This is a genomic window from Streptacidiphilus sp. PAMC 29251 (assembly GCF_054208735.2).
Window position 1 is genome coordinate 4658515 of record NZ_CM135725.2, and the last position, 20680, is coordinate 4679194.

Below are 20680 nucleotides of genomic sequence, written 5' to 3' on the forward strand. Positions count from 1 at the left end.
GGGGTCGGCCGACCCCTCCCCGGGGCCCGGGCCGCGTACCGTGAGGGAGTGCAGCTGATGAACGCGGTTCGCGGATGGCTGGAGCGGCATGAGCGGGTGTCCGACCTCGCCCCCGCCCTGATCGTGCCGCTGATCCTGCTCATGATCAGCACCGTGCACGACGACGCGCACCCGCATCGGGCGGCCGGCTTCCTGCTGACGCTGCTCGCCTGCGTGCCGCTGCTGTTCCGCAGCCGCTGGCCGGTCCCGGTGGTGGCGGTGACGGTGGCCGTGGAGATCACGCACCTGCTGCTGGCCCGCACCGTCCCGCTGGTGCCGGCCGCGAGTCTGATCGCGATCTACTCCATGGCCGCCAGGACGCCCCGCCGGACCGCCTGGACCGTGGGCGGCGTCGCGACCGCGGCGATCACCCTGACCGCCGTCCTCACCCGTCCCTTGTCGGTCTCGCCCTGGGGCGATCCGATCGTGCTGGACCTGCTGCTCGCGGCAGCGGCGCTCGGCGTCACCATCCGCAGCCGCCGGCTCCACCTCGCCGCGGTGGAGGAACGGGCGGCGCACGCCGAACGCACCCGCGAGGAAGAGGCGCGGCGGCGGGTCGCCGACGAGCGCATCCGGATCGCCCGTGAGCTGCACGACGTGGTCGCCCACCACATGACCCTGGTCAACGCCCAGGCCGGGGTGGCCCACCACCTGCTGCGCACCGACCCCGAGGCGGCGTACCAGGCGCTGGCCCACCTCAAGGAGACCAGCCGGGCCGCGCTGGACGAACTGCGCGCCACGGTCGGGCTGCTGCGGCAGACCGAGGACCAGCCCGACTCCCGCGAACCCCTGCCGGGCCTGGGCGACCTCGACCGGCTGATCACCTCCTTCCGGCAGGCCGGACTCCCGGTGGAACTCCACCGGCAGGGCGAGCCGAGCACCCTCGCCCCCGCCACGGACCTGACGGCCTATCGGATCGTCCAGGAGGCACTGACCAACGCCCACAAGCACGCCGCGGGCCGGGCCGTCCGGCTGGACCTCGGCTACCGCGCCGACGCCCTGTCGATCACGGTGGCCAACGACGGCCCGTCCACCCGGGTGGACGCCCCCGGCACCGGGCACGGCCTGATCGGCATGCGCGAGCGCGCCACGATCGTCGGCGGCACCCTCAGCGCGGGCCCGCAGCCGCGCGGCGGCTTCCTGGTCAGCGCCGAACTGCCCCTTCCCGCCGTCCCGCCCGTTCCCGCCGTTCCCCCCGCCCCGCCCGTCTCCCCCGTTCCTCCCGTCTCCCCCGTTCCTCCCGTTCCGCCCGTTCCCTTCGGCACGAAGGATCCCCGATGACCATTCACGTCCTGCTCGCGGACGACCAGGCGCTGCTGCGCGGCACCTTCAGGCTGCTCATCGACGCCCAGGAGGACATGGAGGTCGTCGCCGAGGCCTGCAACGGCCGCGAGGCCGTCGAGCTGGCCCGCAGCCACCGCGCGGACGTGGTGCTGATGGACATCCGGATGCCCGAGCTCGACGGCATCGCCGCCACCCGGCTGATCGGCGCGGACGAGGACCTCGCCGGGGTCAAGGTCCTGGTGCTGACCACCTTCGAGGTGGACGAGTTCGTGGTGGAGGCGCTGCGGGCCGGGGCCAGCGGATTCCTCGGCAAGGGCATCGAGCCGGCCCAACTGCTGGACGCCATCCGCCTGGTGGCCTCCGGCGAGGCCCTGCTGTCCCCGGCCGCGACCAGGGGCCTGATCTCCCGGTTCCTGTCCCAGCCCAGCGTGGGCGGCCGCGCCGACTCCGGGCGCCTCGACGTGCTGACCCCCCGCGAACGCGAGGTGATGGGCCTGGTGGCGCTCGGGCTGTCCAACGACGAGATCGCCGAACGCCTCTTCGTCACCTCGGTCACCGCGAAGACCCACGCCAACCGGGCCATGCTCAAGCTGGGCGCCCGGGACCGCGCCCAACTGGTCGTCATCGCCTACGAGACCGGCCTGGTCCGCGCCGGCGGCTGAGTCAGCCGAGCCGGCGGCTGAGTCAGCCGAACTGGCCCGGCTGGTAGTCGCCGGCCGGCTGCTGGATGATCACGTTCAGCCGGTTGTAGGCGTTGATCAGGGCGATCAGGGACACCAGCGCGGCCAACTGGTCCTCGTCGTGGTGCTTGGCGGCGTTCGCCCAGGCCTCGTCGGTGACGCCGCCGGCGGCGTCGGCGATACGGGTGCCCTGTTCGGTCAGTTCCAGCGCGGCCCGCTCGGCCTCGGTGAAGACCTTGGCCTCCCGCCAGGCCGCGATCAGATTGAGCCGCAGCGAGGTCTCCCCGGCGTGCGCGGCGTCCTTGGTGTGCATGTCGGTGCAGAAGCCGCAGCCGTTGATCTGGCTGGCGCGGATCTTCACCAGCTCCTGCGTGGCGGCCGGCAGCGTCGAGTCCGCGACGGCCTTGCCGGCCGAGTTGATGTACTTGGTGAACTTGGCCGCGGTCGGGCTGCCGTAGAGGTTGAGTCGGGCGTCCATGGTGGCGTTCTCCTTGCCGTGTCGATGGTTACACCGCTCTGACACGCACCACCGACGACATGTGACAGCCGGCCCGACCCGGCGACTGTGACGTACGTCTCACCCCCGAGCCCGCGCTACTTCGGAGGGAGCAGGGTCGCCTTCCAGAGCCAGGTGCCTTCGCTTCCGTCCGGAGCGCCAGGTCCGTCCCCGGCGCTGAACACAGGGGCGTCAACCTCCTGGCCGGGCTCCGCCCTGGGTGGTACCAGAACCTCCGGCGGGTGGATCGCATCCGCCAGAGCCCCGGTCGGGGAGGGCTGGGGGGATCCGCCGTCGTCGCCGGGCTCCAGATCACGCCGCGTGGCCTCGGAGATCTCACAGCCAGGGGTGGTCGAATCCAGCGGGGTGACCATGCCGCCGCTCGAAAAAGTGGACCACCCAGGGGCCGCGTAGTACAAGAAATGCCCCGGGTTGTACCCGGTCCCGAGGCCACTGCTGGAACAGGACAACCCGATCAGGTACGCCTCACGCCGGCTCGTGGGGTTGTGGACGGTCAGCGCGCAGTGGAAGAAGTCCAGGGACACGCCCCCGACGTCCGTGGGCGTATCCGTCACGCAGGGTCCCGTGGTGACCTCAGCCATGGCGCCGTGCTCGACCGGAGCCGAACTGCCGCAGGCAGTGAGCAGCATCCCCACAGTCAGCGCAGCAGGTATCGCACGCAGAGCAAGGCGCATACGCGGGTCTGTCCCATCTGCTCAATGTCCTACACCAGCACCAGACGGGTCGAGGCAGCCTACTGGCCATGGGGCGCAAGCACGACAACTGCCCGCTGAGGCCGGACCGGACAACGACCTCGGGTTGAAACGGTGCGCGACCATGGCCGGGTGAACAAGGTAGAGGGCCAGACACTAATGCGAGTTGTGCAGACGTGTTCCACCTACCCATCTCAGTGGGACGCTTGGACGGTTGACGGCCAGTACCTGTATCTCCGCTACCGGCATGGCAAAGGCTGCGTCGCGCGGCATCCTGGCCCCAACTCCGCGCCGAATTGAACGCATTCGGGCACGGCATCGCGGACGTGGGCCGCACAACCCCGGAGGCAGCAACTCGACTCGCTGAACTCCTGGACCTGGCCGGCGGGCTGGTCGCTCACCATGACCCTGAGCTGCACCGGAATAGTGGATCGTTGTCAGCGCCGCGCCCCTTTGGCTGACCTCGCACGGCCCCAAGACGGCCCCAGCACCGCGCCTAGGTCTCGGCGCCCAAGACGAGTTGATATCGCCACGATCATGAAGTGACGCTGTCATCATCTGCTCATGGCCACGCCGAGAGAGTCTTTACCTTGGTCCGACGAGCCCAGGAGCCCACAGATCCGACATTTGCGATCTGCGATGTCCGAGGCGGCAGCGGAAGCCGCTGAGCAGGCAACCGCAGCCCGTCGATGGGGATCGATTTGGGGCGCTGCTCATCTCACCTTGGGATTGCCCAGTGCTGTGCTGGCCGTGCTGTCCGGAGCTACTGGGCTCGCCTCGGCTGATGCCCGGGTCCCTGCGGCCGTGCTTGCTCTGATCTCCGCCAGTTTGACTGCTGCCGCTGGATTCCTACGCAGCGATGCGAGGTCGCTTGAGAACGATCGCCGAAGCAGCGCCTGGTTGGCCTTCGAAACGGATCTGCGGCGGATAGCGGCGAGGGAAGGCTATATGGGCGCCGCGCCTTTGGGTGAGGCTTGGGCCAGTCTTCTTGAACAACGCAAGCTGATCCTCGCTGGAGACTACGAGGCAGCTCTCGGTGTCTTCAAGGGGGAGCCCATCAGGTTCAGGGGCGCTTACGGGGGTGATCTCCTCATCAGCCCGAATCCACCGGCTGATCATTTCGGGGTTGCTCTCCTGCCCGTGGACGGTCGGCCGCTGGGGGCAACAGGTTGAGGGGTGTGCGGTAGCCGCCGTGCGCGGGTCGCGGCCTGTCCGAGGGGTTGTGCGGGGTCGGGAGCGGTTGGTGGCGCTGTCGCCGGTGGCCGTCGGGCCGTCGCGGTGCGGGATCTTGTGGCGGTCAGGCCGCCGGGCGCGGCGGTGGGGAGTGGACGGCCTCGAACAGGGCGGTGAAGGCGTCGCGCCAGGGCCAGTGCTCGGGCAGATGCACCGTCAATTTGGTGCGCGCGGTGCGCGCGAGCCGGGCCGGGACGTGGACCAGGTGGGCGCGCAGGGTCGCTGTGGTGGCCTTGGCGTGGAAGACCGAGGTCAGCGCACCGGCGGCCCGCAGCAGGTTGTGCGACATCGCCCACAGGGTCAGCCACGCGGCGTTGGCCTGGAAGTTCCCGGACGGCAGGTGGGCCAGAGGCCCGGACTTCCCGTCCGCGATCACCTGCTCCACCACGGCGTGCTGCCGGTGGTGCAGTTCCGCCTGCAGCACCGCGAAGGAGCTGTCGGTGAAGACGGGGTGGTAACGCCAGGCGGTGAACAACTCGCCCTGACCCTGGGCCACTTCGGCGTTCAATCGGCGGACCCGGCGCACGATCAGCCGGGCGGTGACGTGCTCGGACTTCCTTCGGCCGGTGAAGGCGGTGTAGGGGATCTCGGCGACCTCGGCGTCGGAGACCATCTCGCCGGTGTCGGGGTCGACGAAGGCGTCCGGGTAGCGGATCGCCGTCCAGGACTCCTGCGGGATGCGGGAGATCGCGCCCGCGATGGAGGGGTTCATGCCGGTGGTCAGGGAGAATCGGGCGCCGGCCCGGCGGCAGGCGGCGACCACGTCGGCGGTGTAGAACTTGCTGTCCGCGCGGACCAGGCGGATCCCGGTGCCGCCGGTCTCCTTCGCTATGGCCAGGGCCTCGCTCACGAAGCTCTCGGCTCCGCGGACGTCGGCGGCCTTGCCGCGGCGCAGGCGGACCGCGCCGATCACGGGCCGGGCGATCGGGGTGGACAGGGTGGCCAGGATCGGGTGCAGGGTGCGCTGGCCCTTGAGGCGGCCGACCTGCGCGCCCTGCTTGGCGTGGCCGTACACGCGGCGGTGGGTGGGGTCGATGTCGATGAACATCAGTGTGTCGGCGCCGGGCAGCAGTGGGGTGCTGCGGGCCAGTCGGGCCAGGAAGTCGCGGTGAACGCGGTGGAGCTGGCGGTTGTGGCCGTGGGTGAAGGAGCGCAGGAAGGTGCCCAGGGTGGAGGGCGCGCGGACCGAGGTGAAGGCGCGGTCCATCGCGCCGTGCCGCAGCCGCGCCGCGTCGTCGATGCTGTCCGCGCCCGCGCACATCGCGCTGATCAGCGACATCACTTTGGCGGCCGGGTTGGCTCCGCCGCTGTTGTCGGCGCCCTCGATGCGGAGCGCGGACGCGGCCAGTTGCCGCAGGCCGGCCCGCTCGGCCAGCCGGACCAGCGACAGCAGCCCGGCATCGGCGATCAGGTTCGGCTCGTCGAAGACGGCGGAAACCGCTGTGGCGGCATGGCAGGATTGCATCTCGCGGATGTTCTCTCGTTCTGGCGACTTGGTTCTGTAGGAAGTCCCATCGTCCCAGGTCAGAGGGCATCCGCGTCGTTATGTCCAGGCCTCGGACAGGTCATTCATCGGTGGATTCGGGATCAGTGACGAAGATGACGAATATCCGTCGTAATCCGAGGTTCATCGACCTACAAGAGCGGCTCACGCTGCCATGAACAACCTGGGCGCGCCGCCGCACCGGTCGGCCAGGGCGACAGGGGCGTCTGTGCGGGTGGCGACGGGCTCTCCGGTGGTGGTCCAGCGGATGGCGTCGGCTTCGGTGTAGTGGCCGGTCTTGTCCCCATCCCGCCTCCGCTCATCCCCGTCTTTGAGGAGGCCTGGCAGCAGCAACAGCAGGAGCGGACTGCCGCCGGCGAGGCCCGGCAGGACAACGACCTCGTGTTCTGCCGCCCCGACGGTCGACCGATCGGCCCCCGTGACGACTGGGAGGAGTTCAAGGAGCTGCTCAACGATCATGGAGATCCTCGGCCACACCCACTCAGCATGACCCGCCGCTACGTGCACGCCACCACCCCGCTCACCGAGGAGGCCGCACGCCGCATGGGGGACGCGCTCTGGCCCCAGCCGAAAACTGAGACCAGAACTGAGACCAGCCCCACGAAGGACGCTCGGGCCCGACGCCGCAGACGGCTCCGGTAGACGAGAAAAGCCCCGGTCAGAGTGATCCGACCGGGGCTTCAGCTGGAGCCCCCTGTCGGATTCGAACCGACGACCTACGCATTACAAGTGCGTTGCTCTGGCCAACTGAGCTAAGGAGGCGCGGTACCTGTCCGCAGCGTGCCACGGCAGGACCAGGGTGGAGTCTACCGGGAGAGGGAGGCGTGCCGCGATCAGCTTTCGGGTGGGTCGTCGGCGCCGGAAGGGCCCCGGAAGGGCCCCGGAAGGGCCCCGGAAAGGCATGGCGCCGACCTCTTTCCGCCGCCACGACAGGCCCGCCGCCGACGTCGCGCACCGCGGTCGATCGGGGTCGCTGGATTTTGGTCCCGGGAAGGTACTGACAGGACGGGTTTGTGAAGGTAGCGTCACCAGGAGTTTACCGACAGGTGGACTAGACCTCTGGCACACCGTGCCGCTCCGGCGGGTTGGCACGGCAGGATGTCGGGGGATGCACCACCCCCGCACCATCCGCCTTTACTCGGATCGTCCGGCACGTTCCTGCCGGTGAAGGAGAGCAACAGCATGCCTACCGTGACTTTCGACAAGGCCACGCGCATCTACCCCGGCGGCACCAAGCCCGCTGTCGACGCCCTTGAGCTGGACATCGCCGACGGCGAGTTCCTCGTCCTGGTCGGTCCGTCCGGCTGTGGCAAGTCGACCAGCCTGCGGATGCTCGCGGGCCTGGAGGACGTGAACGGCGGCGCCATCCGCATCGGCGACCGCGACGTCACCCACCTCCCCCCCAAGGACCGGAACATCGCCATGGTGTTCCAGAACTACGCGCTCTACCCGCACATGACCGTCGCCGACAACATGGGCTTCGCCCTGAAGATCGCCGGCGTGAACAAGGCGGAGATCCGCGCGAAGGTCGAGGAGGCAGGCAAGATCCTCGACCTCACCGAGTACCTCGACCGCAAGCCGAAGGCGCTCTCCGGCGGTCAGCGCCAGCGTGTCGCGATGGGCCGCGCGATCGTCCGCGAGCCGCAGGTCTTCCTCATGGACGAGCCGCTGTCGAACCTGGACGCCAAGCTCCGCGTGCAGACCCGCACCCAGATCGCCTCGCTGCAGCGCCGCCTCGGCATCACGACCGTCTACGTCACCCACGACCAGGTCGAGGCCATGACCATGGGCGACCGGGTCGCGGTGCTGAAGGACGGCCTGCTGCAGCAGGTCGACTCCCCCCGCAACATGTACGACCGCCCGGCGAACCTGTTCGTGGCCGGCTTCATCGGCTCCCCCGCGATGAACCTGATCGAGGTCCCGCTCGCCGACGGCGGCGTGAAGTTCGGCAACTCGGTCATCCAGGTCTCCCGCGACGCCGTGGCCGAGGCCGCCAACGCGGGCGAGACCACCGTCACCATCGGCGTCCGTCCGGAGCACCTGGACCTGGTCACCGAGGGCGGCGCGGACGGCAAGGGCGACGGCCTGGCCGTCACCGTCAACGTGGTCGAGGAGCTCGGCGCCGACGGCTACGTCTACGGCACCGCGCACGTCGGCGGCGAGGACAAGGACCTGGTGGTCCGCGTGAGCGGCCGCGCCGTCCCGCAGAAGGGCGAGACCCTGCACGTGGTCCCGCGCGCCGGCGAGACCCACGTCTTCTCCACCGCGACGGGCGCCCGGCTCAGCGACTGACCCGGCTTGAACGACTGAACCTTCCCTGGTGGGCATTCGGCCCACCAGGGAAGGTTTATTCATGGAGATAACCAACACGCCATCACTCATTTGAGTGACTGAATGTCGCTGAGCCATTACTCATCGCTAGCATCACCAGCGTGAACCAGCTTGCGAGCCGACTCGGCAAAACCCTCGCCTTCGTCCTCCCCTTCGTCCTGGTGACGACAGGCACCCTCGCGGTGACCCGCGTCTCCTGGGCCCCAAGCGGCTCCGGGGACAAGCAGGTACTCGCCGCCTCCTCCCTCAGCGTGGACCGCGCGCCGGCGAAGGCGGCACCGGCGAAGGCCGCTCCGCAGGACGTCCTGCGCGACCGCCTGCTGCGCACGCTCCGCACCGAGAACCCGGGCACCGCCCTGGACGCGCTCGCGCAGGCGATGCAGCAGCAGCCCTCGCTCACCCGGTACTGCACCGACATCGCCCGCGACCTCGGCCAGGCCGCCGTCCGCAAGTACCACGGCGACGTGAAGCGGGCGCAGTCCTACGCCCGGCCGGTCTGCGACGGCTCCTTCGCGGTCGGGACGCTCACCCCGGCCGGCTGACCGCCCCGGCCGGCTGATCACCCCGCCCGCCTGATCACCCCGGCCGACTGATCGCCCCCGGCGGGCTGATCACGGCACGATCATGGGCGGCGTCTAGAGTTCTCCCCATGACCGCTGACCTCATCCCCTCCATCGAGCGCTCCCCGCTCTCCTCACCGCCGGTGACCCAAGCCGTGATCCTGGCCGGTGGACAGGGATCCAGGCTCCGTCCGCTCACCGACACGCGCCCCAAGCCGATGATCGAGATCCCGGGCACCGGGATCCCGATCATCGGCCACCAGCTGCAGTGGCTGGCCGAGGAGGGTGTCTCCGATGTCGTGATCTCCTGCGGATACCTGGCCGAGGTGCTCCAGGACTGGCTCAAGGCCGCCGACCTGCCGCTGAACGTCACCACCGTGATCGAGAGCGAGCCGCTCGGACGCGGCGGCGGTCTGAAGTTCGCGGCCTCCTCGCTCCCCCGCAAGGACGAGCCCTGGTACGCCACCAACGGCGACATCTGGACCCGCTTCAAGCTCAGTGAGATGGCCGACTTCCACGCCGAGCGCGATGCCCACGCCACGCTCGCCCTGGCCCGCCCCCGCCTCCCCTGGGGCACCGTCACCACCGACCAGTTCGGCAGCATCCTCGACTTCATCGAGTCCCCGCCCTCGCCCTACCTGATCAACGCCGGCGTGTACGTCTTCTCCGCCGAGTTCACCGCGATGCTGCCCGACCTGGGCGACCACGAGCGCAGCACCTTCCCCCGGCTGGCCCGCGAGCACCGGCTCTCCGGCTGGGAACTCCCCCAGGGCGTCTACTGGCGGGCCATCGACACCGCCAAGGACCTCACCGAGGCCGCCAAGGAGCTCGCCGCCACCCGCAGCGGCGAATAGTCGCCGCGGCGAATAGTCCGAACGAAGCGGCGAACAGTCCGCAGCAAGATGTGGCCGGTACCGACCATCGGTACCGGCCACACTGCTGTCCTGCTCCTCGGCCCCGAGGGCTCAGGTCACCGGCTGCTGGTGGCTGGCGCCACCGCTGGACATGCCCAGCAGCGGCAGCGGGGCCCCGCTGCCGAGCAGGCCGCCGATCACGCCGTTGCCCCCGGTCGGCTTGCCCGCGGGCGGGGTGTGCCGGGCCGGCGGCTTGCTGCTCTTGGGCGCGCTGCCGGTGGCCGGGGCCCCGCCGCCGGACGGCGTGCTGCCGCCGCTGTGGGTGGTGCCCGGGGTGTGCTTGGCGGGAGGCGCCGTGTGGTGCTTCGCCGCCGTGCTCGCCCCCGCGGTGGGCTTGGCCGGGTGCTTGTGCTTCCCGGTCGGCGCCTTGCCGGTCAGGGCGGCCCCGGTCGGGTAGATCGGGCTGGGGTACTGGGTCGGCACGCTGGTGGTGGTGGCCGGCTGCACCGTCTCGACCGGCTTGGCGCTGCGCACCGCCGCGCCGAACGCGGAGCCCAGCAGCAGGGTGCCGCCGATCACCATGGTCGCCACCACGAAGCCCCGGCGCAGCACCCGCCGCCGCAGCGCCGACACCGCCGCCCGCTCGCCCAGTCGGCGCCAGGCCTCGATGGCCAGCCGTCCGTCCAGTGAGAACAGCGGGGCGCCGGCCAGCAGCAGCGGGCTCCAGGCGGCCAGGTAGATGATCTCCGGCGCGTCGTACGCGGGGACCGCGCGCCAGCTGACGGTCAGCAGCAGCGCCAGCGCCAGCACCATTGCGGCGCCGGCCGCCAGCCGCTGCCACAGGCCGAGGATGGACAGCACGCCCACCACGATCTGGACGAAGGCCACCGCGAGCCCCGCCCCGACCGGGTGGGTCAGCGCGAACTGCAGCAGCGGCTGGGCCATCGGCCAGGGGTGCAGCGACTGCAGCCAGTGCATCATCGAGCCGCGGGCGCCGCCGTCGAAGTAGACCGGGTCGCAGAGCTTGACGAAGCCGGCGTAGATCGAGATGCCGCCCAGGAAGACCCGCAGCGGCAGCAGCACCAGCCCGAGGTCGACCCGGCGGCCCGGGTACCAGGCGTGCCGAACCGGTTCTCCGGAGTCGCGCTCCTCCAACTGGTACTCGGGCCCGGAGAACCGGGGCTCGCGCCCGTCCACGTACCGCGGCTCGTCGGCGAACGGGTCGGCGTAGCCGGCGCCGGGCCGGACGGCCTGTCCGGCCTGGGCGCCGACCAGCGGGAGCAGCTGGGTCTCCCCGGTCTCGCCGGAGCCGCCGGGGGAACCGGTCAGCTGGTTCGGCAGCGTGCCGCCCAGCCGTACCGCGTCGAGCAGCGGGGCGGCGCCGCCGGTCCAGGTGATCGGGGTGACCCGGGCCAGCCGGCGCGGCGCCGCCGAGGAGGCGTGCGCACCCGCGCCGACGAGGGCGGGCAGCACCACCATCGGCTGGGTCTCGTCGGGCGCGAGCCCCGGGTAGCGGGTCGAGGGGGCGGCGGCGAAGGCCGGCGCGGCCGTGGCCGCGTCGATCAGCGGGCGCGCCGACGTGCCGAGACGCACGCGGAAGCTGGCGGTGGTGCTGCTCAGCCGGGCCGGGTCGGTCGGTACCTTGACCGTGTAGAGCCCCGGTCCACCGTCGCTGTCCTCGGCGCCGCGCCCCCCCTGAAAGCGGTTTGGTGTTCTGGTGTCCACACCCCACTAACCGGTTGGGAGGCCGTTTGGACACCCTCCGGAGTGAACTCCGCTCAGCTCAGGTTTCGGAGCTTGCCTTTCGGGCCCCCGTCGCCCGCGCTTTCAGTGCCTGCCGCTCAGCGCCTGCCGCGCAGCCGTGCCGCCTCGTAGAGCACGATGCCGGCCGCGACGCCCGCGTTGAGCGACTCGGCGGTACCGGGCATCGGGATCCGGACGACCAGGTCACAGGTCTCGCTGACCAGCCGGGACAGCCCCTTGCCCTCCGAGCCGATGACGATGACCACAGGCCCGGTGAGCGCCTCCAGATCACTGATATCGCCCTCCCCGTCGGCGGCCAGGCCGACCACGAAGCAGCCGGCCTTCTGGTAGGCCTCCAGGGTCCGGGTCATATTGGTCATCCGGGCCACCGGCACCCGGGCCGCGGCACCCGAGGAGGTCTTCCAGGCGCCGGCGGTCATCCCGGCGGCGCGCCGCTCGGGGATCACCACGCCGTGGCCGTCGAAGGCCGCCACCGAGCGGACGATGGCGCCGAGGTTCCGCGAGTCGGTGATCCCGTCCAGGGCCACGATCAGCGGGTCCTCGCGGTTCTTGGCGGCCCGCGCCAGCAGGTCGTCCGGGTGCGCGTACTCGTACGGCGGCACCTGGAGGATCAGGCCCTGGTGGTTGTGGCCCTCGGCGAGGTTGTCGAGCTGCATCCGCGGGGCTTCCATCAGCGGGACGCCGCGCTCATTGGCGAGCTGCAGCGCCTCACGGACCCGCTCGTCGTTGTCGATGAACTGCTGGACGTAGAGCGCCGAGGCCGGCACGCCGCCCGCCAGCGCCTCCACCACGGAGTTGCGGCCGTAGACCAGCTCGGAGCTGGCCTTGCCGCCGCGCCGGGCGCTGCCGCGGGACTTGTTGCCCGCGGTGGCGCGCTTGGTGGCGGCGTTGGCCATCCGGTTCTTCTTGTGCCCCTTGCGCTCCGACGCCTTGGGCGTCGGGCCCTTGCCCTCGAGCGCCTTACGGCTGTGGCCACCGGTGCCTACCGAGGGACCCTTCTTCGAGCCGGGCTTGCGGGCGTTCCTGCGCTGGCTGTTGCCGGCCATCAGTTGAGTCCTGCTTCCATGAATCCACGAACAAAGAACAGCGATTTAGTTGAGCGTCCAGCGGGAGCCGTCGGCACGGTCCTCGATGGCGAGACCGGCTTGGGAGAGCCGGTCCCGGATGGCGTCGGAGGTCGCGTAGTCCTTGCGCTCGCGCGCCGCCTGCCGCTGCTCCAGCACCAGCTTGACCAGGGCGTCCACCACACCGTGCAGGTCCTCGCCCTGCGCCGGACCGGCCCACAGGGCGTCCAGCGGGTCGAGACCCAGCACACCGAGCATCGCACGGACCTCGGCCAGACGCGCTACCGCGTTCTCCTTGTCGTCCGCCGCGAGGGCCGCGTTCCCCTGCCGGACCGCGGTGTGGACGATGGCCAGGGCCTGCGGGACGCCGAAGTCGTCGTCCATCGCCTCGGCGAACGCCGGGGGCACCTGCGGGGCCGGCTCGACCGTCCCGTGCAGCTCGGTGACCCGCTGCGCGAAGCCCTCGATCCGGGCGAACCCGGTCTCGGCCTCCCGCAGCGCCTCCTCGCTGTACTCGATCATCGAGCGGTAGTGCGGGGTGCCCAGGTAGTAGCGGAGCACGATCGGACGCCACGCCCGCACCATCTCGGAGACCAGCACCGAGTTGCCCAGCGACTTGCTCATCTTCTCGCCGCTGAGGGTCACCCAGCCGTTGTGCATCCAGTAGCTGGCGAAGTCGTCGCCGAACGCCTTGGACTGCGCGATCTCGTTCTCGTGGTGCGGGAAGACCAGGTCGCGCCCGCCGCCGTGGATGTCGAAGGCGGAGCCGAAGTACTTGTGCACCATCGCCGAGCACTCCAGGTGCCAGCCCGGACGGCCGCGCCCCCACGGGGTCGGCCAGCTGGGCTCGCCCGGCTTCACGTTCTTCCACATCGCGAAGTCGCGCGGGTCCCGCTTGCCGGTCTCGCCGTCGCCCTCGGGCTGCCGCAGGTTCTCCAACTCCTGGTGCGACAGCGCCAGGTAGTCGGGGTACGAGGTGACGCTGAAGTAGACGTTGCCGTCCGCCTCGTAGGCGTGGCCGCGCCGGATCAGCTCCTCCATCATCTCGATCATCTCCGGGATGTGCCCGGTCGCCCTCGGCTCGCCGGCCGGCCGCAGGCAGCCCAGCGCGTCGTAACCGTCGCTGAAGGCGCGCTCGTTGGAGTAGCCGATCTGCCACCAGGGCAGGCCGGTCTCCCGCGACTTGGCGATGATCTTGTCGTCGATGTCGGTGACGTTCCGCACGAACGTGACGTCGTAGCCCCGGTAGGAGAACCAGCGACGGATGATGTCGAAGTTCAGATTGGACCGGACGTGCCCGATATGCGGAGGCGCCTGCACGGTCGGCCCGCACAGGTAGATCGAGACACAGCCCGGCACGATCGGGACGAAGTCGCGTACCTGGCTGGCGCTGGTGTCGTACAGGCGAATGCTCACAGCGTCAAGCGTAGTGGGAACGACGGGGTGCCCTGTGCCCATCCGGGCACAGGGTCTCGATACATTCACACCGACGCAATGATCGGCGGGCCTTCCGAAGCGGTCAGAGGCCCCGCTCGATCACCCGGCGCGGGGTCACCCGGATGACGGTGCGGACCGCCTCCGGCGGCTCGGCCGGGTACTCCTTGCCGTTGTACTTCCAGGACAGCTCGTTGATCAGCTCCGGGCCGCCCTCGGTGTCCAGCGTCGCCGTGCCGCGCACCTCGACATAGGAGAAGGGCGCGTCCGCCGGGTTGAGCAGCAGCGTCACCCGCGGGTCCTGGACCAGGTTGAGATGCTTGCGGCGGCCTTCGAGGGTGGAGATCAGGATGTCCTCACCGTCGGTCTTCGCCCACACCACCGACAACTGCGGCGTGCCGTCCGGCTGGATCGTCGCGACAGATACGTAGTTCTTGCCGTCGAAGAGCGCCTTGGCCTGGTCGGAGAGCTGGTCTGGCATTCCCGGTCCTTCCCGCGAGCGAGTACATCTGTCGCAGGGTCAACCACAGCCCCCGCCGGACTGTTCCCGGCTCTGCCCCGAAAGAGTGAGGACCGGTCAGTTCCCGGGAGACCGAGCGCCGGCCTCAGTAGACGAGCGCGGTCGCCAGGGCGACCAGCCCCTCCTCGCGTCCGGTGAACCCCAGCGCGTCGGAGGTCGCGGCGGAGACCGAGACCGGGGCGCCCAGCGCCTCGGAGAGCACCCGCTGCGCCTCCTCCCGCCGCTTGCCGATCTTCGGGCGGATGCCGATGACCTGCACCGCGACATTGCCGATCTCGAACCCGGCGGCCCGGACGATCCGGCCGGCCTCGCCTAGCAGCCGGACGCCGGAGGCCCCGGACCACTCCGGCCGGTCGACCCCGAAGTGCGCGCCCAGGTCGCCGAGGCCGGCCGCGGAGAACAGCGCGTTGCAGGCGGCATGGGCGACCACGTCGCCGTCGGAGTGGCCGGCCAGGCCCACGTCGTAGCCGTCCCAGCGCAGCCCGGCCACCCACAGCTCGCGGCCCTCGGCGAAGGCGTGGATGTCCGCGCCGATCCCCGTGCGGGGAAGCCTCATGGGCGGTGGTGCAGGAATCTCAGAACTCATCGAGCGACCTCCGTCGCGCCAGTACCGCCTCGGCCAGCACCAGGTCCAGCGGCCTGGTCACCTTGAACGCCTCCTCGTGGCCCGGGACCACCATCACGCTGCCGCCGTAGCGCTCGACCAGCCCGGCGTCGTCGGTCGCGTCCACGCCGTCGTGCAGCGCCTTGTCGTGCACCCGGAGCAGCAGCTCGCGGCGGAAGCCCTGCGGGGTCTGAACCGCGCGCAGGGTGCTGCGGTCGGGCGTGCCGACCACCGGCTCCGGGCCGCCGGGCACGGCGGCCGGGCCGACCTGCTTGACCGTGTCGGCCAGCGGCACGGCCGGGACCACGGCCTCGGCCCCGTCCGCGACGGCGCGGGCGACCGCGTCCACCACGTCCACCGGGACCAGCGGCCGGGCGGCGTCGTGCACCAGCACCACCTCGGCCGTCGCCGGGACGGCGGCGAGGCCGAGCCGGACCGACTCCTGCCGGGTCGCGCCGCCGGGGACCACGGTGACGGCGGTGCCGTCCTGGCCGTCCAGCCCGTAGCCGTCCAGCAGCGCCCGCACCCGGGCGGTGCCGTCGGCGGGCGCGACCACGACCACCAGGGTCACCACACGGGAGCGCGAGAGCGCGCGGACGGCGTGCACCAACAGCGGCACGCCCCCGAGGTCACGCAGGGCTTTGGGGGCACCGGGGCCCAGTCGTTCGCCCCGCCCTGCGGCGGGAACCACTGCTGCGGCGTTCAGGGTTTTGTTCCTTCGGGGAAGTGGGTATGGCCAAGGCGTGGAACATTACCGGGACGGCCCCGGTTTCCACGGGGGTCAGGACATGACTCAGCGCCCGCCGTCGGAACGGCGAGCGCTGGATCGTTGTGTACGCAGGCGTGGGGCCGGCGGCTCAGGAGGCGAGGACCTCGTCGAGCAGCGTTTCGGCCTTGTCCTCGTTGGTGTTCTCAGCGAGTGCCAGCTCGCTGACCAGAATCTGCCTGGCCTTGGCCAGCATCCGCTTCTCACCGGCGGACAGCCCGCGCTCGCGCTCACGTCGCCAAAGGTCGCGCACAACCTCCGCGACCTTGATAACGTCACCCGAAGCAAGCTTTTCCAGGTTCGCTTTGTAGCGGCGGGACCAGTTGGTGGGCTCTTCGGTGTACGGTGCCCGCAGCACCTCGAAAACCCGGTCCAACCCATCCTGGCCGACCACATCGCGGACGCCTACGAACTCTGCGTTCTCCGCAGGTACGCGAAGCGTCAGGTCACCCTGCTGCACCTTCAGCACCAGGTAGGTCTTGTCCACACCCTTGATCTGGCGAATTTCAATTGCCTCGATCAGCGCGGCCCCGTGATGGGGGTAGACCACGGTGTCGCCAACCTTGAACGTCATGTGACAGGTACCCCTTCCGTGGCTTTCCAGAATAACACGGTTGCGGCCATATCCGAAGGGCGTTTTCGCAGGTCAGAGCGGTTCTCAGGGCTTGACAACCACCCCTGTCGCGTGCTGCGACCCCAGTTCGAGACAGGCTTCCCGCAGGTCGGAGCGCTTGCGCACGAACCGACCGACCCCGCGAAAGCTGATGTCGATCTTACGCAAAAGGCGTAACCGAAACGTGATCTGATCTTGGCCCGGCCGGGTCGAGGGGCCGTCGGCGGCGGAAGTGGATCACGTAGTAGGTTGCGATCGGCGCTCGACACGGGGCCACCCCGTGCAGAGCCGACAAAGGGGCTCGGTAACCTGATCGCGGCCAGCCAGCCACATCTGTCGCACAACTGAGGAGAAGTCACCGCCGTGAGCCGCAGTCTTCGTCGCGGCGCAGTCGCCGCCGTCATCATCGCGACCGCTCCCATCCTCGCCGCCTGCTCCGCGGGGGACAACGCGGCGACCCTCCAGGTGAAGCCGGACAACGCGGCCACCTCGATCCCGCTCGCCGACGGCACCGCGCTCAAGCTGAACGGCATCGCCGTGGTGACCGACGCGACCGGCAAGGCCCCGGCCGGCGTCGTCGCGAACATCGCCAACGGCGGACCGACCGAGGACACCCTGACCGGGGTCACCGTGAACGGCGTGCCGGCGGTGCTCAGCGGCCCCGCGACGATCCCGTCGCTCGGCTCGCTGAAGCTCGGCGGCCCGGGCCAGCCCTCGGCCACGGTGCCGACGCTGACCCCCACGCCCGGCCAGAACACCACCGTGGCCTTCACCTTCACCACGGCCGGCTCGGTCCAGGTGCAGGCGCTGGTCACCACCGGCACCGGCGAATACGCCTCGTACGCGCCCTCGCCGTCCCCCACGCCGACGCCGACGCAGACCCCGACGGCGGTCGTGGCGGCGACCAAGAAGCCGGTCGGCTCGGCGACCGCCACCTCGACGGCCACCGCGACCAAAGAAGCCCTGACTCCTCACCCGATCGGGTACAGCTGTGCCCCCGGAAGGATGATCCTGCCGGGGGCACAGCCAATCAGGTACAGATACGGCTTACGGCTCGAACTTGTAGCCGAGGCCGCGGACGGTGACCAGGTAGCGCGGGGCGCCCGGGTCGGGCTCGATCTTCGCGCGCAGCCGCTTGACGTGGACGTCCAGGGTCTTGGTGTCGCCGACGTAGTCCGCGCCCCAGACCCGGTCAATCAGCTGCATCCGGGTGAGCACCCGGCCGGCGTTGCGGAGCAGCATCTCCAGCAGGTCGAACTCCTTGAGCGGGAGGTCGACCTTGGCGCCGTCCACGGTCACCACGTGCCGGTCGACGTCCATCCGCACCGGGCCCGCCTCCAGCGCGCCGGGGCCGCCGATGGTGGTCTCGGGCTCGCCGCGGCGGCGCAGCACCGCGCGGATCCGGGCCACCAGCTCGCGGGTGGAGTAGGGCTTGGTGACGTAGTCGTCGGCCCCTATCTCCAGGCCGACCACCTTGTCGATCTCGCTGTCCTTGGCAGTCACCATGATCACCGGGACGCTCGACTTGGCTCTGAGCTGGCGGCAGACCTCGGTGCCGGGCAGGCCCGGCAGCATCAGGTCGAGCAGGACCAGGTCGGCGCCGTTGCGCTCGAACTGGTCCAGGGCGTCGGGGCCGGTGGCGGCGATGGCCACCTCGAAGCCCTCCTTGCGGAGCATGTAGGAGAGGGCGTCGCTGAAGGACTCTTCGTCCTCGACAACAAGCACACGGGTCACGGCTGGACCTCCGGGGCAGGCGAATGGGCAGACAAGGGGACGGGGGCGGGCTCCGGGTCAGGTTCTGGCTCCGGGTCCGCGAAGGGGGCGCGGTCGCGGGCGGAGTCGCCCCTAGGCGCCGTGGGAAGGCGCAGGGTGAAGGTCGAGCCCTGGCCCTCGACGCTCCACACCGAGACCGTGCCGCCGTGCGAGGCGGCGACGTGCTTGACGATGGAGAGGCCGAGGCCGGTGCCGCCGGTGGCCCGGGAGCGGGCCGGGTCGACCCGGTAGAAGCGTTCGAAGATCCGCTCGCGGTCCCGCTCGGAGATCCCGGTGCCCTGGTCGGTCACCGATATCTCCACGGTCTCGACCTTGGTGCCCGGCACCTTGCGGGCCGCGATGGCGACCCGGGTGCGGGCGGGGCTGTAGTTGACGGCGTTCTCGACCAGGTTGCCGAGGGCCGCGGCCAGCTGGCCGCGGTTGCCGTGCAGGCGGAGTCCGGCGATGCCGCCGGCGGCCATGGTGATCTGCTTGGCCGCGGCCTGGTGCCGGCAGCGGTCCATGGCCTCGGCGACCAGTTCGTCCACCGCGACCGGCTCCGGGTCGGTCAGGCGTTCGTCGTCCTGGACCCGGGAGAGTTCGATGATCTCCTGGACCAGGCTGGTGAGCCGGGTGGCCTCGATCAGCATCCGCCCCGCGAAGCGGCGGACCGCCTCCGGGTCGTCGCTGGCGTCCTGTACCGCCTCGGAGAGCAGGGACAGGGCGCCGACCGGGGTCTTCAGCTCGTGCGACACATTGGCGACGAAGTCGCGGCGGACCGCCTCGATCCGGCGGGCCTCGGTGAGGTCCTCGACCAGCACCAGGACCAGCCGCGAGCCGAGCGGGGCGACCCGGACCGACACCGCGAGGGCGTCGGCCGGGAGCTTTCCGCCACCGCGGGGGATGTCCAGGTCGGCCTGGCGTATCTCCCCGTCGCGGCGGGTCATCCTGGCCATCGCCAGCATCTCGTCGACCGCGATGGCACCACCTCTGACCAGGCCCAGCGCATACGCGGCGGAGCTGGCCTTGATCACCTGGTCACTGTCGTCGAGCACCACCGCGCAGGAGCGCAGCACCGACAGCACCGTGTCCACTCCGGGTGGGAGTTCTGGTTCGGGCTGCACATCGATCCGTTTCACGGACTTCTTTCGGTCCTTCTCGCTCCAGCGGAAGGACAGCGCGGCGGTAAGGCCGACTCCGAGCCCGGCAAGCGCGCTCGCTGCGGCTTCAGCCACGTTCACGTCCATGCGTTCAGCGTAAGCGCAGAGTGATGACCTGCTGTAACCCCTGGACAAGGGCATCAGCCTGCGGTCGCCGAGAATTCACCTTGGCGTCGGCGCTGGTTCACTCCTTCTGGCCAAGAGGGACGTCCGGACAGCCCATGGTGGGGTTATACGTTCGGATCAGAGGCAGACCAGTCAGCAGGAGGAGCGGGACGATGCGCGACGCGTACCACGAGGAACTCGATTCGATCGGCGACGGCCTGGTCGAGATGGCCCGGCTGGTGGGCTCGGCGATGGGGCGGGCTACCACGGCGCTGCTCGACGCGGACCTCGCGCTTGCCGAGAGCGTCATCGCGGCCGACGAGAAGGTCGACGCACTGCACCACGACCTGGAGAACCGGGCGATCGCCCTGCTCGCCCGGCAGCAGCCGGTGGCCACCGACCTGCGCATCGTGGTGACGTCGCTGCGGATGAGCGCGGACCTGGAGCGCTCCGGCGACCTGGCCCGCCATGTGGCGAAGCTGGCCCGGCTGCGCTACCCCGAGTCCGCGGTCCCGGCCGACCTTCACCCGATCGTCCTGGAGATGGGCCAGCTGGCCCAGCGCCTGGTCGCCAAGGCCGGCCTGGTGATCGCGTCCAAGGACGTGGACGCCGCGCTGGAGCTGGAGCGGGACGACGACGAGATCGACGAGCTGCACCGCCAGCTGTTCTCGCACCTGCTGGACGACCGCTGGCAGCACGGCATCGAGACGGCCGTGGACGTCACCCTCTGCGGGCGCTACTACGAGCGCTTCGCGGACCACGCGGTGTCGGTGGCGAAGCGGGTGGTGTTCCTGGTGACCGGCGAGCACGCGGACGACTTCGTGGCCGACCCCAAGTAGACCGGCCCCACGTAGACGGGCCCCACGTAGGGGGCGCGCGAGCGGGCGTACGGGCGACTCCGTACGCCCGTTGACGCTGTGTACACGGGCGGCTTCACTGGGGCATAGGCATGACCGTCTGCAGAAGGGTCCACCCATGGCTCAGACTCCGAATCCGCCCACCGCGCCCGCTGCCGAACCGGCCGATCCCACCGCCCAGCAGACCCTGCGGATCCCGCTGCCCCTGCTGGCGGCCTGCGGCTGCGGTTCGGGCTGCGGCTGCGGCTGCCAGTCCGGCGGCACCTGCCAGTGCGGCGGCAAGCACTGACCTGATCCGCCCCGCGGCTGATCGAAAGGGCCCCCACCGGCGTGCTGGTGGGGGCCCT

20 protein-coding genes and 1 tRNA gene are annotated in these 20680 nt (G+C 70.5%); 7 read left to right on the forward strand and 14 right to left on the reverse strand.

Translation table 11 applies throughout. The annotated features are described in order from the left end of the window. The first annotated feature begins 57 nt into the window (after positions 1 to 57). Together ACXKR8_RS21815 and ACXKR8_RS21820 are read left to right on the forward strand one after the other, a co-directional pair. Entirely contained in the window at positions 58 to 1320 is a 1263-nt protein-coding gene (locus ACXKR8_RS21815; protein ID WP_458274556.1) for a sensor histidine kinase, read from the forward strand. Then, on the forward strand, positions 1317 to 1985 hold the full coding sequence (locus ACXKR8_RS21820; protein WP_458274557.1) for a response regulator: 669 nt from the start codon (positions 1317 to 1319) through the stop codon (positions 1983 to 1985). Before ACXKR8_RS21815 ends, ACXKR8_RS21820 begins: the two co-directional genes overlap by 4 nt. 22 nt (positions 1986 to 2007) lie before the next feature. Here ACXKR8_RS21820 and ACXKR8_RS21825 read toward each other — a convergent pair whose 3' ends face one another. From ACXKR8_RS21825 to ACXKR8_RS21840, 4 genes are all read right to left on the reverse strand, one after another. Continuing rightward, positions 2008 to 2481, reverse strand: coding sequence for a carboxymuconolactone decarboxylase family protein (locus ACXKR8_RS21825; protein WP_458274558.1), 474 nt, complete (start codon positions 2479 to 2481; stop codon positions 2008 to 2010). Between the two features lie 2028 nt (positions 2482 to 4509). After that, complete coding sequence (locus tag ACXKR8_RS21830; RefSeq protein ID WP_458266600.1) at positions 4510 to 5910, reverse strand: IS1380 family transposase; 1401 nt, start codon at positions 5908 to 5910, stop codon at positions 4510 to 4512. A gap of 183 nt (positions 5911 to 6093) precedes the next feature. Beyond that, positions 6094 to 6408 (reverse strand): hypothetical protein, encoded by a 315-nt coding sequence (locus tag ACXKR8_RS21835; RefSeq protein WP_458274559.1) that lies wholly within the window; start codon positions 6406 to 6408, stop codon positions 6094 to 6096. A gap of 226 nt (positions 6409 to 6634) precedes the next feature. After that, a tRNA-Thr gene (locus ACXKR8_RS21840) sits at positions 6635 to 6711 on the reverse strand. A gap of 420 nt (positions 6712 to 7131) precedes the next feature. Here ACXKR8_RS21840 and ACXKR8_RS21845 point away from each other — a divergent pair. The 3 genes from ACXKR8_RS21845 (at position 7132) to ACXKR8_RS21855 (ending at position 9694) form a co-directional block, all read left to right on the forward strand. Beyond that, positions 7132 to 8241 carry an ABC transporter ATP-binding protein gene (locus ACXKR8_RS21845; protein ID WP_458274560.1) on the forward strand — a complete coding sequence of 370 codons (1110 nt, stop codon included), beginning with the start codon at positions 7132 to 7134 and terminating at the stop codon, positions 8239 to 8241. Between the two features lie 140 nt (positions 8242 to 8381). Continuing rightward, positions 8382 to 8822, forward strand: coding sequence for a hypothetical protein (locus tag ACXKR8_RS21850; RefSeq protein ID WP_458274561.1), 441 nt, complete (start codon positions 8382 to 8384; stop codon positions 8820 to 8822). A 107-nt stretch (positions 8823 to 8929) separates the two neighbouring features. Further along, positions 8930 to 9694: a nucleotidyltransferase family protein gene (locus ACXKR8_RS21855; protein ID WP_458274562.1), complete on the forward strand. Its 765-nt coding sequence runs from the start codon at positions 8930 to 8932 to the stop codon at positions 9692 to 9694. 111 nt (positions 9695 to 9805) lie between these two features. Here the strand turns inward: ACXKR8_RS21855 and ACXKR8_RS21860 are convergent, their stop codons facing one another. From ACXKR8_RS21860 to ACXKR8_RS21905, 10 genes are all read right to left on the reverse strand, one after another. Continuing rightward, entirely contained in the window at positions 9806 to 11419 is a 1614-nt protein-coding gene (locus ACXKR8_RS21860; RefSeq protein ID WP_458274563.1) for a DoxX family protein, read from the reverse strand. A 116-nt stretch (positions 11420 to 11535) separates the two neighbouring features. Continuing rightward, positions 11536 to 12504 (reverse strand): 23S rRNA (guanosine(2251)-2'-O)-methyltransferase RlmB, encoded by a 969-nt coding sequence (rlmB, locus tag ACXKR8_RS21865; RefSeq protein WP_458274564.1) that lies wholly within the window; start codon positions 12502 to 12504, stop codon positions 11536 to 11538. 45 nt (positions 12505 to 12549) lie between these two features. After that, on the reverse strand, positions 12550 to 13938 hold the full coding sequence (cysS, locus tag ACXKR8_RS21870) for a cysteine--tRNA ligase (protein WP_458274565.1): 1389 nt from the start codon (positions 13936 to 13938) through the stop codon (positions 12550 to 12552). 103 nt (positions 13939 to 14041) lie between these two features. After that, positions 14042 to 14437 carry a PPOX class F420-dependent oxidoreductase gene (locus ACXKR8_RS21875; RefSeq protein WP_458274566.1) on the reverse strand — a complete coding sequence of 132 codons (396 nt, stop codon included), beginning with the start codon at positions 14435 to 14437 and terminating at the stop codon, positions 14042 to 14044. A 124-nt stretch (positions 14438 to 14561) separates the two neighbouring features. Continuing rightward, positions 14562 to 15062 carry a 2-C-methyl-D-erythritol 2,4-cyclodiphosphate synthase gene (ispF, locus tag ACXKR8_RS21880; protein ID WP_458274567.1) on the reverse strand — a complete coding sequence of 167 codons (501 nt, stop codon included), beginning with the start codon at positions 15060 to 15062 and terminating at the stop codon, positions 14562 to 14564. Further along, positions 15052 to 15786: a 2-C-methyl-D-erythritol 4-phosphate cytidylyltransferase gene (ispD, locus tag ACXKR8_RS21885; RefSeq protein WP_458275053.1), complete on the reverse strand. Its 735-nt coding sequence runs from the start codon at positions 15784 to 15786 to the stop codon at positions 15052 to 15054. The genes ispF and ispD overlap by 11 nt, the downstream gene beginning before the upstream one ends. A 151-nt stretch (positions 15787 to 15937) precedes the next feature. After that, the gene (locus tag ACXKR8_RS21890) at positions 15938 to 16420 is read right to left on the reverse strand and encodes a CarD family transcriptional regulator (protein WP_030255707.1); all 483 of its coding nucleotides are present in this window, start codon (positions 16418 to 16420) and stop codon (positions 15938 to 15940) included. Then, the gene (locus ACXKR8_RS21895) at positions 16417 to 17415 is read right to left on the reverse strand and encodes a hypothetical protein (protein WP_462100630.1); all 999 of its coding nucleotides are present in this window, start codon (positions 17413 to 17415) and stop codon (positions 16417 to 16419) included. Before ACXKR8_RS21895 ends, ACXKR8_RS21890 begins: the two co-directional genes overlap by 4 nt. 91 nt (positions 17416 to 17506) lie before the next feature. Beyond that, positions 17507 to 18193: a response regulator gene (locus ACXKR8_RS21900; protein ID WP_370077048.1), complete on the reverse strand. Its 687-nt coding sequence runs from the start codon at positions 18191 to 18193 to the stop codon at positions 17507 to 17509. After that, entirely contained in the window at positions 18190 to 19458 is a 1269-nt protein-coding gene (locus tag ACXKR8_RS21905; protein WP_458274569.1) for a sensor histidine kinase, read from the reverse strand. The genes ACXKR8_RS21900 and ACXKR8_RS21905 overlap by 4 nt, the downstream gene beginning before the upstream one ends. 191 nt (positions 19459 to 19649) lie before the next feature. Between ACXKR8_RS21905 and phoU the strand changes: the two genes are divergently transcribed. Next, a complete protein-coding gene (gene phoU, locus ACXKR8_RS21910; RefSeq protein ID WP_458274570.1) occupies positions 19650 to 20315 on the forward strand; it encodes a phosphate signaling complex protein PhoU in 666 nt (221 codons plus the stop codon). A 136-nt stretch (positions 20316 to 20451) separates the two neighbouring features. After that, positions 20452 to 20622 (forward strand): hypothetical protein, encoded by a 171-nt coding sequence (locus tag ACXKR8_RS21915; protein WP_458274571.1) that lies wholly within the window; start codon positions 20452 to 20454, stop codon positions 20620 to 20622. Positions 20623 to 20680 lie beyond the last annotated feature (58 nt).